This window comes from Rhizobium sp. 18055 (assembly GCF_902706285.1).
In the GTDB taxonomy this organism is placed as follows: Bacteria; Pseudomonadota; Alphaproteobacteria; order Rhizobiales; family Rhizobiaceae; genus Rhizobium.
On the sequence record NZ_CACSKD010000007.1, the window covers coordinates 25656 to 39209 of the forward strand.

The following is a 13554-nucleotide window of genomic DNA, read 5'->3' on the forward strand; positions in this document are numbered from 1 at the left end:
CAATGGAACTAGACATCGTCGCGTTATCGCGTTTTCAATTTGCGCTGACAGCGCTTTACCACTTTTTATTCGTGCCGCTCACCCTCGGCCTGTCCGTCCTGCTCGCCATTATGGAAACCGTCTACGTCATGACCGGTCGCCAGATATGGCGGCAGATGACGAAGTTCTGGGGTGTCCTCTTCGGTATCAACTTTGCCATCGGCGTCGCCACCGGCATCGTCATGGAGTTCCAGTTCGGCATGAACTGGAGTTATTACAGCTATTACGTCGGCGACATCTTCGGGGCACCGCTGGCGATCGAGGGGCTGATGGCCTTCTTCCTCGAGGCGACCTTCGTCGGCCTGTTCTTCTTCGGTTGGGACAAGTTATCCAAGGTCAGCCATCTCGTGGTGACGTGGTGCGTGGCGCTGGCCTCGAACTTCTCGGCACTCTGGATCCTGATCGCCAACGGCTGGATGCAGAACCCGGTGGGCTCGGCGCTCAATCCGCAAACCATGCGCATGGAAGTGACCAGCTTCTTCGACGTGGTGTTCAACCCCGTCGCCCAGGCGAAGTTCGTCCACACCGTCTCGGCCGGCTACGTCTGTGCCTCCATCTTTGTGCTCGGCGTCTCGGCCTGGTACCTGTTGAAGGGCCGGCACATCGAGATCGCCAAGCGCTCGATGACGGTCGCCGCCTCGTTCGGCCTCGCCTCGGCGCTCTCTGTCGTCGTGCTGGGTGACGAAAGCGGCTACCTGTCGACCGAGCATCAGAAGATGAAGCTCGCGGCCATCGAAGCCATGTGGGAAACAGAGCCTGCACCCGCTGCCTTCACCGCCATCGGCTTCCCGGACCAGAAAGCCCGCGAGACGCACTTTGCCGTCCACATTCCGTGGGCCATGGGCATCATCGGCACCCGCTCGCTGACCACGGTCATTCCCGGCATCAATGAACTCGAGGAACACGCCAAGACCCGCATACGCGAGGGTATCAAGGCCTACGACGCGCTGATGCAGATCCGCGCCGCCGGCGCGCCCGACAAGGTCGCTGTCGAAGCCCAGACGTCCTTTGAGGATCTCGGCCACGAACTCGGCTATGCACTGCTCCTGAAACGCTATGTCGATGATCCCCGCACCGCGACCGATGCGCAGATCGACCAGGCCGCACGCGATACCATCCCCAATGTGCCGACCCTCTTCTGGTCGTTCCGCATCATGGTTGGGCTCGGCATGTTCTTCATCCTGCTGACGGCAACCTTCTTCTGGCTATCGGCGCGTCGCCGCCTCGACGCCTATCCCTGGCTGCTGCGTGTCGCGGTGTTCGCGATCCCGCTGCCATGGGTCGCCATCGAGTTCGGCTGGGTGGTTGCCGAGTTCGGCCGCCAACCCTGGGTGATCGAAGGCGTGCTGCCTACGGCTGCCGCGGTCTCCAGCCTGGGTGCCAGCACCGTGCTTTTGACCATCCTCGGCTTTGCAGCGCTCTACACGGTGCTGATCGTCATTGAGATGGGCCTGATGGTGAAGACCATCAGGAAGGGCCCGGAACCGGATAACGAGCCGGAGGCCAAACTTATTTCAGACACCCTCGTCCAAGCTGCGGAGTAATCAACATGATCCTGCACGAACTCATCGACTACCAAACGCTACGGATGATCTGGTGGCTGCTTGTCGGCGTCATCCTGATCGCCTTTGCCGTCACCGACGGCTTCGACCTTGGCGTCGGCATGCTGCTCCCCTTCGTCGGCAAGACCGATACGGAACGGCGCATCGCCATCAACACGATCGGCCCCGTCTGGGAAGGCAACCAGGTCTGGCTGATCCTGGGTGGCGGTGCCGTCTTCGCCGCCTGGCCGCCGCTTTATGCCGTGTCCTTCTCAGGCTTTTACCTGGCGATGTTTGCGATCCTGTTCGCACTCATCCTGCGGCCGGTCGCCTTCAAATACCGCTCCAAGCACGAAAGCGCGCGTTGGCGCGGCAATTGGGATATTGCCCTTTTCATCGGCGGCTTCGTTCCGTCGCTGATCTTCGGTGTCGCCGTCGGCAATGTGCTGCAGGGTGTTCCCTTCCGCTTCGATCCGGCCGACATGCGCATTTTCTACGAAGGCACCTTCTTCGGCCTGCTCAACCCCTACGCCCTGCTTTGCGGCCTGCTCTCGGTCGCCATGTTCATCATGCACGGCGCCGCCTGGCTGGTCTTGAAATCAAGCGGCCCGGTGGCTGTGCGCGCAAGACGCTTCGGCAGCATTGCCGCTCTTCTGGTGATCGTGCTCTTCGCGCTTGGCGGTGTATTTCTGGCGCTCGGCGTCCACGGCTACACCATAACAAGCGAAGTGGTCACCGGAGGGCCGTCGAACCCGCTGCTCAAGACGGCATCGCATGAAGGCTCCTGGCTCGCGAACTACAGCAGCCATTCCTGGATGCTGATCGCACCGATTTCAGGCTTCCTCGGGGCAATCGCGACATTTGTCGCCATCCGCGCCAGGCTGGAGATCGGCACCCTGCTGTTCAGCAAGCTGTCTATCTTTGGCATCATCGCGACGGTCGGCGTTTCGATGTTCCCGTTCATCCTGCCCTCCTCGCTCGATCCGAAGTCGAGCCTGACGGTTTGGGATTCATCCTCGAGCCACATGACGCTGTTCATCATGCTGGTGGTCTCGGCGATCTTCCTGCCGATCATCTTCGCCTACACGGCCTGGGTCTACAAAGTGCTGTGGGGCAAGGTCGATGAAAAATCAGTCACCGACAAAAGCGGTCACGCATACTGAAGGAGAAAAACGATGTGGTATTTCGCATGGATACTCGGCCTGCCCCTGGCAGCCGCCTTCGCCGTTCTCAACGCCATGTGGTATGAGTTGATCGACGATCAGGCCAAGCAGAAAAAGCCGTAACGGCGCTGCCGCTACAGCTCAAACGATGGGGATGCGCTCGATCCGGGCGCTTCCCCTTTTTCGTGAGGTGACGGGAAGACGGTCTCAGTAGCTGGCGGCAACGAAAATCCGGGCAAGCGCCTCGATCCCCGCCTGATCGTCGAGATCAAATCGCGCCGGGATCGGACTGTCGAGATCGATCACCCCAAGGATCCTGCCATCGTGATGCAGCGGCACGACGAGCTCGGAGCGCGAGGCGGCGTCGCAGGCGATATGCCCGGGAAATTCGTGAACATCCTCGACCAGCACAGACACCCCCTTCTCGACCGCCGTTCCGCAAACGCCACGCCCGACGGCAATCCGCACGCAGGCGGTCCGCCCCTGAAATGGTCCAAGCACCAGTTCGTCCTTTGACCTCAGGAAATAGAAACCGGCCCAGTTCAAATCAGGCAGCATCTCGAACATCAGCGCCGAAGTGTTGGCGGCATTGGCAATCAAGTCACTCTCGCCGTGCAGTAACCCCGTCAGCTGCTGGCTCAGCTCCCGGTAGAATTCCACCTTGTCGGTCTGATCAATTTTCGCCGCTGTAAACATCTCAATCCACCCTCCGGCCATGCTCTTGAGGCCCGCAAGATGCTGATATAGCCACCCGAGGGACAATTGCCAATTCCTGAGCCTTGGCGCAACTCGCTATCGATCTGCCGAAATTCGCAGGGATTGCAGCACCCGATCTTGTCGGAAGGCGATCGGGCCATATCTCATTAAGACGTCGGCTCGATGATCCGGCGCGTGGCGACGGTCAGCGACACCTGATTTACAAGCGCTGGCGCGAAAGAAAGCAATGGTTGTGCACGGTATCCGGGAATATTCGCCGTCACGCATCGAAAGCGGATGGCCACGTCTCAGCAACGCGCGACCGCCGGCGGACACAGTGGCTGGCAAAAATAGAACCATCCATTTTCAGTTAGAGGTAAGTTCAATGACACCGGAAGACAGACGGGCAGTTTACAGCCACCGCGAAATTGCAGCAATCATCAAGGGAATAACCTTGGACGACGGCACCGACGCGCCGATCACCGGCAAGTCGCTGGGCGAAGCGATCCTGTTCGTCTCGGAGGAAGCCTCGACCAATGCGTCGAGCGCGCACATCGTCTATGGCGCCAACGAATCCCTCAGCTATACCGATTGCCTCAGCATCTATCGCGACTACGGACCGGCGCTCCGTCGCGGCTCCAACTGAACATGACGTGCCGAGCCTGTTGGTGCCGACCGACGCGCCGCCATGCCGATTGACGGCTGACAGGTGCCGATCGGTTTCGCCATCAGCATCCAAAAACACACATCCACGGCATAGGCGCTTCGTCGCACCTGTCGCGATTGTGCAGGGCAGCAATTTGGACTATACGGCCGTCTGCCGGGACCATGATGCCGCGGCGGCCAAACTCTCCTCAAATTGAATCTGCTCCCATGACATCTTCCTCTTCGCCGGCGCGTGGCGTCCTTATCGCGTTTGCCGCTTACGCGGTGTTTGCTTTCAGCGACGCATCGATCAAGATCCTGCACGGCAGCATACCGGCCTATGAGATCGCCTTCATCGGCTCGCTGTTCGGCACCGCCGCTCTTCCCTTCATCAAGGCCAAGGACGATTCATGGTGGGACGTCGTCCGCTCGACGAACCGTACGCTGTGGCTGCTGCGCTTCGTCTGCGGTGCCGTCGGCGCCATAGCCTCGATCATCGCCTTCACCCTGCTGCCGATGGCGGAAGCCTTCTGCCTGCTGTTCCTGCTCCCTTCCTTCGTCACCATCCTCTCCGTCATCTTCCTCAAGGAAGACGTGCGCTGGCAGCGCTGGGCCGCGGTGTTCGTCGGTTTCGCCGGCGTCCTGGTCGTGCTGCGTCCCGGCTTCCGCGAACTTTCGGCCGGCCACCTTGCCGCTGCGATCGGCGGCCTGACGGCTGCGATCTCGATTGTGGTGCTCAGAAAAATGGGCCCGGCAGAAAAACGCCTGTCGCTCTACGGTGCAGCGCTCATCGGCACCCTGATCGTCAGCGGCTGTCTCATGCTGAACCAAATGGTGCTGCCGACGCCACGCCAGTGGCTCTTCCTCGCAAGCTACGGCTTGCTGGGCGCGGCCGGCAACATCCTGCTGATGACCGCAGCGCGCATCGCGCCCGCCAACCTCGTCGCGCCGCCGCAATATAGCCAGATGCTCTGGGCGATCGCGTTTGGCTATCTGATCTTTGACGATACGATCGACCTGCCGATGGCCGGCGGCATTCTGCTGATCATCTGCTCCGGCCTGCTGACGCTCGCCCGCGAGCGCAAGCGCGGCACGCCTCTGCCGAGAGCCGTCGTCTCCACCGACAACCAGGCACCGCTTGCCACTTCGATCGAGCCCGGCGAAGCGAGTTCACCGAAGGCCTGATCGACCGTCACCGCTCGAAGCTTGCCTGTGCCCAAAATGAAACCACCCCTGCCCGCGTCTCGAACGCAGGCAGGGGTGGCTCTATTTCGGCAGATCAAAAATCCAGCTTGTCAGCGCAGAACCGGACAGCCACGAACGTTGCCGAAGCTGATCTCATCGGGACCACGACGCGTGAAGCCCTGCACGATCACCCGGCGCGGCGTGATATCGATGACGCGGGCGCGGCGGAAACCGTAGTCACGGGCGATATCTTCCGCCATGCGCGGATCGCAGCCCCGGCGGCCATAACCGGGCGGCGGTGGCCGACCGTAGGCAGGCGGGGGTGGTGGGCGGCCGTAACCGGGAGGCGGTGGTGGCCGACCATAGCCCGGAGGCGGTGGCGGACGGCCGTCATCTATATAGAAGTCCACCTGGGCAGAGGCCGGCGCTACGGCGCCGGCAAGCGTGCCGGCAGCGAGCACCACGGCAAACCCCGCCTTGGCTAGAAATTGCATCATCGAAATCTCCATATCGCGCGGCGAGGGCCACGCCCCTTTTTCGATTCACTGAAACCGGGCGGAGACAGCCGCCCGAAAACACGCATTTTTACGCGATTCGCACAAAGCAGGCTGAAAATGGCGCGGCCAAGGCAATACAATCCCTAGAGTTCGCCGGGATCGATCAGCGACGGATCTGCGGGCATCCGCGCACGTTTGCAAAGTATATCCGCTCCCAACCGCCACGATAGCCACGGCCGGACACGACAACCCGACGCGGGGTGATGTCGGTCACGCGCACATTGCGCAAACCTTCCCGTCGCGCCTTCTCGACAGCCCGAACAGGCGAGCATGCGCGTCCGTGATGATATTGGACATCAACGATCGAACCGCGCTCAGGTCCAGCGGCGGCAGCAACCGAGGCCGTTGCGGGAACGGAGGCGAGTGCGAGAAGGGCGGCGAAAGAAGCCTTAGCAATAAAACGGTTCATGATCACTCTCGTATGGTTCCAGACAATCTCCCCTGCGGGATTAAGCGGACCATAAACGCTTGAAAATGAACAATGTTCGAACCGGCCATTCACTTTCCATTCAGTTGCCGAGATGCAGCACGACCTCGCGCCGATGCGGACTTTCGCGATGCTCGAACAGGTAGATACCCTGCCAGGTGCCAAGCGCGAGCCGCCCGTTCATCACAGGAATCCCGATCGAAACCTGCGTCAGCGCGGCCTTGATATGAGCCGGCATGTCGTCCGGCCCCTCCATCGTATGCACGATCCAGCGCATCGACGGGTCCGACGATGGCGGCACCAGCCGGCGAAAGAAGCCGTTGAGGTCCGTCTGCACATCCGGGTCTGCATTCTCCTGGATGATGAGCGAGCAGGAGGTGTGCCGCACGAAAACCGTCAACAGCCCTTCGCCAGCACCTGTGGCGCGAACGAAGGCCGCGACCTGATCGGTGAATTCATAGAGCCCCTGCCCGCGCGTCGACAGGCTGATCATCTTCTGTGGCATGGCGGCACTCCCGAAAGGACAAGTCGCGCCAGAGGTCGCCCGCACCCATCGCGATGTCAATCCCGATCAGATCAGACCAATCCTATCCAGCCGCCTGTCAAAGGCGCAGCAGCGGAACGAAGCCGCCATAGATCATCCGCTTGCCATCGAAGATCGTTTTCCACTCATCGCCCTCAAGGAGCGGATCGGACATCACCTTGGCATTGATGTCGTCGCGCTGCTCGCGCGAATCATAGGTTATCCACGAGAACACCACCACCTCTTCATCGGTAGCCTGAACCGCGCGCGGAAACGACGTCACTTCGCCATAGGGCACGTCGTCGGCGACGCATTCGACATATTCCCTTGCCCCGTAGGACTTCCAGACCGCCCCGGCCTTGGCCGCGAATGTCTTGTAGGCATCGATATTCTTCTTTGGCACGGCAACGATAAATCCATCGACATAAGACATCATCTTCTCTCCCTTGACTTGCTGCATCGCTCCAGAGGACGAACGGACTGGTGCCGAACCGACACCTCCATGAAAATAGGCGCCATGCCGGAGGGACAAGACGGAGACCGAGGCGAATCGCCTCGCCCTTTCAGCTGACAAGTCTCGGCGCGTCGCCGGCGCTGCGTTCAGTCGGCGCCGAGACGTGGAACGTCCGGAACCGCTCGACCAGAAAATCGACCAGCGCGCGGACAGCAGTCGGCAGTCCGCGCGATGCAGTGAAGACAAGATAGATCGTCGCCTGGGACATCTGGTAGTCGGGCAATAGCCGGACCAACGTCCCGTGGCGAAGCCCTTCGGCGCAAACGATGTCGGGGAGAAGCCCGACCCCAACGCCGGCATGGATCGCTTCCAGAACAGCCGGAACGCTTCGGCAGCTCATGCGCGGTCGATGCTCGTGCCGGTGGGCCGCACCATCGGGCCCGGTGAATTCCCAGACATCCACATCCTTCCACTCGGTCATGCCACCCGTGAACGAAACAGTCGGTACCCCGGCAAGCGATTCGATTCCTTCGCCCGGCGGCAGCAGGTCCGCTACCTCCTTGTTCGCCACAAGAATGAGATCGACCTTGCTGAGCACCCGCATGGTGAGTTCAGCATCGGTTTCCTCTGTCAATTGGGCCCGGATGGCGAGATCGAGTCGGTCATTGATAATATCGACGCGCTGATCGGTGGCGAGAATCTGCAGCTGGATCTTGGGATGGAGCAAAAGGAACTCGGGAAAAATCACCCCCAGCGAACCTTCCAGCAATCCGGTCGGCACGCTCAGCCGAATCGTTCCCTGCGGCTCCCCATTGGCGTCGTTGACCGCCTTGGTGGCGCGTTCAACTTCGCGCAACATGTTCTCGCAGTAAACATATAGTGATTGACCGATCTCCGTGACCCGGAACCGATGAACCGTTCTTTCGATCAACCGGACACCGAGGCGCTCTTCCAGCGTCGAGATATGCCGGCTGAGTTTGGACTTCGGCAATCCAAGCTCGCGCCCTGCTGCGGAGAAGCCGCCATAGCGTACAACCGCTGCAAAATAGGCAAAGTCGTTCATATCCGGGAAAATAGTTTCGGCCGCTGGCATTAGCCAAGTCTCCTAAAACAGGTCCTAAAACGTCTCCCGCCCTGTCGCTTACGCCCCCGTTGCGAATATGCCAACTCCCCCCTCCGAAACTTTCGTTCCAAATTTGGAACATTGCGTTCCAATGCACCCACTTCAATTTGCTGCGGCGCGGTATTATCTCGCGGCCATTGCCAGTGACGCGGGTTTTGCTGCGTCGAAAATTTGTTTTAGGCCATCGAATACGGCCACTATAGACGCTCCGTCTCGCACGGGGCCGTCAACGTATTGTGATCTAAGTATTTGATATTGTGGCAAAAAGACCACAATTCAAACCAAACGCGCCTCACAAATGACGATTTCAATGAACTTCGAATTGATAGATTTACTCAAGGATGAGAGACAACGTTCAGCGGTTCGCTGATCCGCGTGCCGAAAGGCTGTTACCGGAACGGTTGCCAATCACATTCGTGTTTCTGGCGGCGGTCTCTTCTAAAAGGAAATGGATTTCAAATGAACATTCGGATGGTTTTGTTGACGTCTGCTGCAGCTCTTGCTGCCGCCGCGTCTCCAGTTTTCGCTGCTGACGCAATCGTTGCAGCTGAACCTGAAGCAGTAGAATACGTTCGCGTCTGTGACGCGTACGGCACGGGCTATTTCTACATCCCGGGCACGGAAACCTGCCTCAAGGTCGGTGGTTACCTCCGCTTTGAAGTTTACGGCGGCCCGAACCAGAATGGCACGTCTGACTGGAACGCTCGTACACGCGCTCAGGTTTCGTTCACGTCCAAGAGCGACACCGAATACGGTCCTCTGACCGGCGTTATCGTTCTGCGTAACAACGGCGACGACGCATCGACGAGCAGCACCCTGGATTCGGCTTACATCGACATCGCCGGCATCCGCGCCGGTCTGTTCTACAGCTGGTGGGATGACGATTTGAGCGGCGAGCCGGACGTTCTGTCCAGCTTCCAGACCCTGCACAACTCCGTTCGTTACCAGTACGAAAACGGCGACTTCTACGCTGGTATTTCGGCTGACGAACTCGAAGACGGTTACGAAGGTGCTGGCGAAAGCGCAAACAACTTCGGCGTTGCAGCTGCTGTTGGCGGCAAGGTCGGCGGCTTCAGCTACCAGATCATCGGTGGCTATGACAACGATGCCGAAGACGGTGCTATTCGCGCCATGGTCTACGCCGACATCGGTCCTGGCACGCTCGGCCTGGCTGGCGTTTACGCAACTGGCGTGAACTCCTACTACGCTCAGTCGGAGTGGACCGTTGCTGCTGAATACGCTGTCAAGGTTACCGACAAGTGGACGGTTACCCCGATGGGTCAGTACTTCGGCAACTACATCGACCTGGACGGCGCCACCGTTCCGTCGTCGTTCCACGGCGCAGGCGATGCTTGGAAGGTTGGCGTAACTGTTGACTACCAGATCGTTGACAACCTCTACGCCAAGGCAACTGTCGACTACACCGACGTTGACGACGGCGACGACGTGACCAAGGGCTTCTTCCGCCTGCAGCGCGCGTTCTAATCTGACAAACTGGCGCCCCGGCATTGCCCGGGGCACCTTTATAAGTTTTGCGTTTTCTGATCCGATTGACCTCCGATCAGTTACGGGGATTGGTCCGGCTTCCCTGCCGGACCATCCTTGGCGCAGCGGAACCCCAGCCGCATGTCAGGCTTCCAGCCACTGGCCGCCCCATCCGCCGATTTTGCTACAAGTCTCCTTCCTGCGCTCTATAGTCGTCGTCGTCCGAGACAGACGAGCCCGATATGGAACTGCGCAGCGATCCCCACCCTTCCAATGAGCAACTGAACAGCCTGTGGCGAGCAGCCTGGGACCAGGCAGTCGAGCGGGACTTCATCGCGGTATTGTCGCGAAGCCTTGCGCATGTCGGCGCATATGATGAAGAGCGTCTTGTTGGCTTTGTGAACGTCGCATGGGACGGCGGCCAGCACGCATTCATTCTCGACACCTGCGTTCACCCGGCGTTTCGCCGCCGCGGTGTCGCAACCTCGCTCGTCAGGACAGCGGCCAACGTTGCCAGAAGCCGGGGCGCGCAATGGCTGCATGTCGATTTCGAACCGCAACTTGCCGAATTCTATCGCAGATGTGGCTTCGAACCGACGAGTGCTGGCCTGATGCGTCTGGGCTAAAGCGGCAATTCCTCGATCGAATCGACGCGCGTTGAGGCAACCGGCTTGATTGAATCAATCGCTTAGAAGAACTCATCAAGAAGCTGATATCGTTTCATTTTGCGAGTATCCAGCAGGCCCGATCCGTAGTGATCGCAAAACGGCTGGACGAATACCGCGCCGAAATTCTTCTCGATGCTGCGGCAAGCAAGCGCGATATCCTGATAGCGATCGGCAACGCCGAGGCGCCCGCAATCGATGTAGCCGGAGAAGGCACCATCCAATGCAATGAAATTCGGCAGACAGGCATCGCCATGCGTGACGACCAGATCCTCGTCGGTAACGGTCAGTTCGCCGAGCTCGCAAAAAAGGCCAGCGGCGCTTTGGCCGAGCCGTTCGACGTCGAAATCACCCTCATCGATCAAGCCGGCCCGCATGCGTCGCTCGGCAACGGCAAGCCGCTTCTGCCAGCCGTGATCGAACGGGCAGCAAGCGATATCGACGGAATGCAGCCTGCGCAGCGCCAATGCCAACAACACCACGCGCTCAAACGGCGGCAGCGCCGTTTCGCACGCGAGGTCGCGACCGGGTAACGCGCTCGTCACCAGCCAGTCGTGTCCATCTTCGACGACATGGGCGACGACTGCAGGGCAAGGCAAACCCAGCGAGTACAGCCATCTCAAACGCGCTGCCTCATCGGACAACTCGCTGAATGGACCATGCGCCTCACGCTTCAGATAAAGCGTCGGCGACCCCTCCAACTCAAGCCGAAACACCTCGGATGGTGACCGCCCAATATGATTGCGGTCGCAGGCATAGCCGGAAAGCAAATGATCGAGTGAAACAGGGTAGAGCAAGGACATCCCTCGGAGCCGGTGGCGCCCGCCCCAAGCCGATCGAGGTGCAGCGATCAGTGCAAAGTTTCAGGGTGCATTTCGCCGGAGAGGATGGAGAGGGCTTCTTCAAGCGCCGTCACCAGAATGTCGGTCAGCTCATCGCCGCGGCTTTCAATGATTGCCACCTTGGTGGCTTCGTCCTGCAGTTCGAAAAAGCGCTCGATTTCGTTCGACATATCATCGTCCCCTCTTGTGCCGCTAACATCCGGCGATGGGACAAAGCTAGGCGGTCATGCTTGTGTCGAACTGGAGCGGAACGCTATCAACGATTCCGTTTCACTTCGACACACTCAACTTAGCGCATTTGGCGAAAGCTTCCAGAGCGTTAAGCAAAACTTCTGTTATTTCGCTACCATCAGACGTCATCACCAAGTGTTACCATAGCCGTGATCCAGGCGGAAAATGCCGCCATCGCAGGCGTTACAGGCCGCGAATGCAGCCGTGTCAGCCAATAGGAGCCCATCGAGACACTGGTCTGGAACGGCTGCGAGATCGTCCCCGAGGCCAGGTAGCGTTCGAACATCAGCGGCGGTGCAAGACCGACTCCAATCCCTTGCTGGATCGCCTCCATCATCGCCAGAGAAGTATCGAAGACGATACTGTTCTGCATCGGCCCGGGATGGGATACGGACGCCGCTTCGAACCAGCGGGTCCATTCGTCCGGCCGATAGGAACGCAACAGCACCTGGCCGATGAGGTCGGAGGGCTGCTTGAGTTCCCGCGACAGATCGGGCGTGCAGAGCGCAGACAAGGGCGCCTCGAAAAGCCGGGTCGCCTCGGTCGCATGCCATGCGCCGCCGCCAAACCGGATGGCGAAATCCAGCCCTTCGGCGGCAAGGTCCACACGGTTGTTGTTGGTGGAAAGCCTGAGATCGACATAAGGATAGCGCTCCCGGAACGCCGAAAGCCGCGGCAGAAGCCAGCCGACCGCGAACGTCCCCACGGCACCCACGGTCAGCACTTCACGCAGATGCCCGTCGCGCAGCCGCTCGACAGCGCCGGCCATGCGGTCGAAGCTGTCGCGAAGCACCGGCAGCAGGCTATCGCCTTCCGCCGTGATCATCAGGCCGCGCGGCAACCGCCGAAACAGCGTCACGCCAAGCTGTGCCTCCAGCCCGTTCACCTGATGGCTGATCGCCGCCTGTGTGACGTTGAGCTCGATCGCCGCCTTGGTGAAGCTCAGATGCCGGGCCGACGCTTCGAAAGCCCGGAATGCGTTCAACGGAAGATATGGCCGAACCATGGCTATGCCCCAGTTTTTCTAATGGCTTATGCTAGTATTGGTCCTTTGCCGTAAGGTCAAACGACTGGTAGCTCTCCTCTCGAAACGACCAATGGGAGGGCCATTCGATGAATCTACGCTTCGCTATTCTGGGCATTGCCGCTGCTGGGCTTCTGGCCTCCGGCGCGCAGGCCAAAACAATTTGTACGGTCGTGGCCGACGCAAGGACCGGCGAGACGATCGTACAGCAGGGTGACTGCGCCGGCCGTGTCACTCCGGCCTCGACGTTCAAGGTCGCACTCAGCGTCATCGGCTACGACACCGGCTTCCTCAAGGACGAACACAACCCGACCCTGCCCTTCCGCAAGGGATATGTCGATTGGGGCGGCGACAACTGGAAGCAGCCGACGGACGCGGTTCGCTGGCTGAAATATTCGGTCGTCTGGTTCTCGCAGCAGATCACCCATGCCCTCGGCGAGAAGACGCTTCACGATTACGCGACGAAGCTCGGCTACGGCAACGCCGATTTCTCCGGCGACGCAGGAAAGAACAATGGCCTGGATCGGGCCTGGATCGCCTCGTCGCTGAAGATATCGCCGCTGGAGCAGGTGGCGTTCCTGAGCAAGCTGGTGAACCGGGAGCTGCCGGTCAGTGCGCATGCCACGGATATGACGATGAAGGTGGTGGAGAAAACCGAGCTGCCCGGCGGCTGGTCCGTACAGGGCAAGACCGGCATGGCGTATCCGCGAATGCCGGACTACACCTTCGATGAACAACACCCCTGGGGCTGGTTCGTCGGTTGGGCCAGCAAAGGTGACAGGACACTGGTTTTTGCCCGCCTGATCCAGGACGACAGGAAGACCGAAGGCACCGCTGGCGTCCGCGCCCGTGACGCGTTCTTCTCCGAACTCCCGTCCATGGTTCCCGCAGTCAAGTAACGGCACACGGCGCAAGGATTGATCGGAGTTGCTTCAGCAGCCGAATGCCAGATTG

Annotated in this window: 17 protein-coding genes; 8 read left to right on the forward strand and 9 right to left on the reverse strand. The window is 59.9% G+C overall.

Going from position 1 to position 13554, the window contains the following annotated elements; genetic code table 11:
- The first annotated feature begins 2 nt into the window (after window positions 1–2).
- Genes GVL52_RS13900 through cydX form a run of 3 tightly spaced genes read left to right on the forward strand, consistent with a single transcriptional unit; the run spans window position 3 to window position 2866 of the window.
- On the forward strand, window positions 3–1583 hold the full coding sequence (locus tag GVL52_RS13900; RefSeq protein WP_160008024.1) for a cytochrome ubiquinol oxidase subunit I: 1581 nt from the start codon (window positions 3–5) through the stop codon (window positions 1581–1583).
- A gap of 5 nt (window positions 1584–1588) precedes the next feature.
- The gene (cydB, locus tag GVL52_RS13905) at window positions 1589–2743 is read left to right on the forward strand and encodes a cytochrome d ubiquinol oxidase subunit II (RefSeq protein WP_160008026.1); all 1155 of its coding nucleotides are present in this window, start codon (window positions 1589–1591) and stop codon (window positions 2741–2743) included.
- 12 nt (window positions 2744–2755) lie between these two features.
- Window positions 2756–2866 (forward strand): cytochrome bd-I oxidase subunit CydX, encoded by a 111-nt coding sequence (gene cydX, locus GVL52_RS13910; RefSeq protein ID WP_160008028.1) that lies wholly within the window; start codon window positions 2756–2758, stop codon window positions 2864–2866.
- 84 nt (window positions 2867–2950) lie between these two features.
- On the opposite strand, the gene GVL52_RS13915 is transcribed toward cydX, so the two are convergent.
- Complete coding sequence (locus GVL52_RS13915) at window positions 2951–3439, reverse strand: GAF domain-containing protein (RefSeq protein ID WP_160008030.1); 489 nt, start codon at window positions 3437–3439, stop codon at window positions 2951–2953.
- Window positions 3440–3824: 385 nt separating this feature from the next.
- On the opposite strand from GVL52_RS13915, the gene GVL52_RS13920 reads away from it, so the two are divergent.
- Both GVL52_RS13920 and GVL52_RS13925 read left to right on the forward strand, forming a co-directional pair.
- Complete coding sequence (locus tag GVL52_RS13920) at window positions 3825–4085, forward strand: hypothetical protein (protein ID WP_160008032.1); 261 nt, start codon at window positions 3825–3827, stop codon at window positions 4083–4085.
- A 227-nt stretch (window positions 4086–4312) separates the two neighbouring features.
- Window positions 4313–5269, forward strand: coding sequence for a DMT family transporter (locus GVL52_RS13925; RefSeq protein WP_160008034.1), 957 nt, complete (start codon window positions 4313–4315; stop codon window positions 5267–5269).
- A 110-nt stretch (window positions 5270–5379) separates the two neighbouring features.
- Here GVL52_RS13925 and GVL52_RS13930 read toward each other — a convergent pair whose 3' ends face one another.
- From GVL52_RS13930 to GVL52_RS13950, 5 genes are all read right to left on the reverse strand, one after another.
- Entirely contained in the window at window positions 5380–5766 is a 387-nt protein-coding gene (locus GVL52_RS13930) for a hypothetical protein (RefSeq protein WP_160008036.1), read from the reverse strand.
- Between the two features lie 163 nt (window positions 5767–5929).
- A complete protein-coding gene (locus GVL52_RS13935) occupies window positions 5930–6235 on the reverse strand; it encodes a hypothetical protein (protein WP_160008038.1) in 306 nt (101 codons plus the stop codon).
- A gap of 100 nt (window positions 6236–6335) precedes the next feature.
- Window positions 6336–6758 carry a secondary thiamine-phosphate synthase enzyme YjbQ gene (locus GVL52_RS13940; RefSeq protein ID WP_160008040.1) on the reverse strand — a complete coding sequence of 141 codons (423 nt, stop codon included), beginning with the start codon at window positions 6756–6758 and terminating at the stop codon, window positions 6336–6338.
- Window positions 6759–6855: 97 nt separating this feature from the next.
- Window positions 6856–7209: a DUF1428 domain-containing protein gene (locus GVL52_RS13945; protein WP_160008042.1), complete on the reverse strand. Its 354-nt coding sequence runs from the start codon at window positions 7207–7209 to the stop codon at window positions 6856–6858.
- Between the two features lie 130 nt (window positions 7210–7339).
- A complete protein-coding gene (locus tag GVL52_RS13950; protein WP_160008044.1) occupies window positions 7340–8323 on the reverse strand; it encodes a LysR substrate-binding domain-containing protein in 984 nt (327 codons plus the stop codon).
- 489 nt (window positions 8324–8812) lie between these two features.
- Here GVL52_RS13950 and GVL52_RS13955 point away from each other — a divergent pair, with 489 nt between their 5' ends.
- Window positions 8813–9838 carry a porin gene (locus GVL52_RS13955; RefSeq protein WP_160008046.1) on the forward strand — a complete coding sequence of 342 codons (1026 nt, stop codon included), beginning with the start codon at window positions 8813–8815 and terminating at the stop codon, window positions 9836–9838.
- Between the two features lie 242 nt (window positions 9839–10080).
- On the forward strand, window positions 10081–10464 hold the full coding sequence (locus GVL52_RS13960) for a GNAT family N-acetyltransferase (RefSeq protein ID WP_160008048.1): 384 nt from the start codon (window positions 10081–10083) through the stop codon (window positions 10462–10464).
- Window positions 10465–10526: 62 nt separating this feature from the next.
- Here GVL52_RS13960 and GVL52_RS13965 read toward each other — a convergent pair whose 3' ends face one another.
- The 3 genes from GVL52_RS13965 to GVL52_RS13970 all read right to left on the reverse strand — a co-directional run bounded on the left by GVL52_RS13965 (window position 10527) and on the right by GVL52_RS13970 (window position 12582).
- Entirely contained in the window at window positions 10527–11306 is a 780-nt protein-coding gene (locus GVL52_RS13965; protein WP_160008050.1) for an APH(3') family aminoglycoside O-phosphotransferase, read from the reverse strand.
- 47 nt (window positions 11307–11353) lie between these two features.
- Window positions 11354–11515: a hypothetical protein gene (locus tag GVL52_RS30405; RefSeq protein ID WP_200847820.1), complete on the reverse strand. Its 162-nt coding sequence runs from the start codon at window positions 11513–11515 to the stop codon at window positions 11354–11356.
- A gap of 179 nt (window positions 11516–11694) precedes the next feature.
- Window positions 11695–12582, reverse strand: coding sequence for a LysR family transcriptional regulator (locus GVL52_RS13970; protein ID WP_160008052.1), 888 nt, complete (start codon window positions 12580–12582; stop codon window positions 11695–11697).
- Window positions 12583–12689: 107 nt separating this feature from the next.
- Here GVL52_RS13970 and blaOXA point away from each other — a divergent pair, with 107 nt between their 5' ends.
- On the forward strand, window positions 12690–13499 hold the full coding sequence (blaOXA, locus tag GVL52_RS13975) for a class D beta-lactamase (protein WP_160008054.1): 810 nt from the start codon (window positions 12690–12692) through the stop codon (window positions 13497–13499).
- Window positions 13500–13554: the final 55 nt, after the last annotated feature.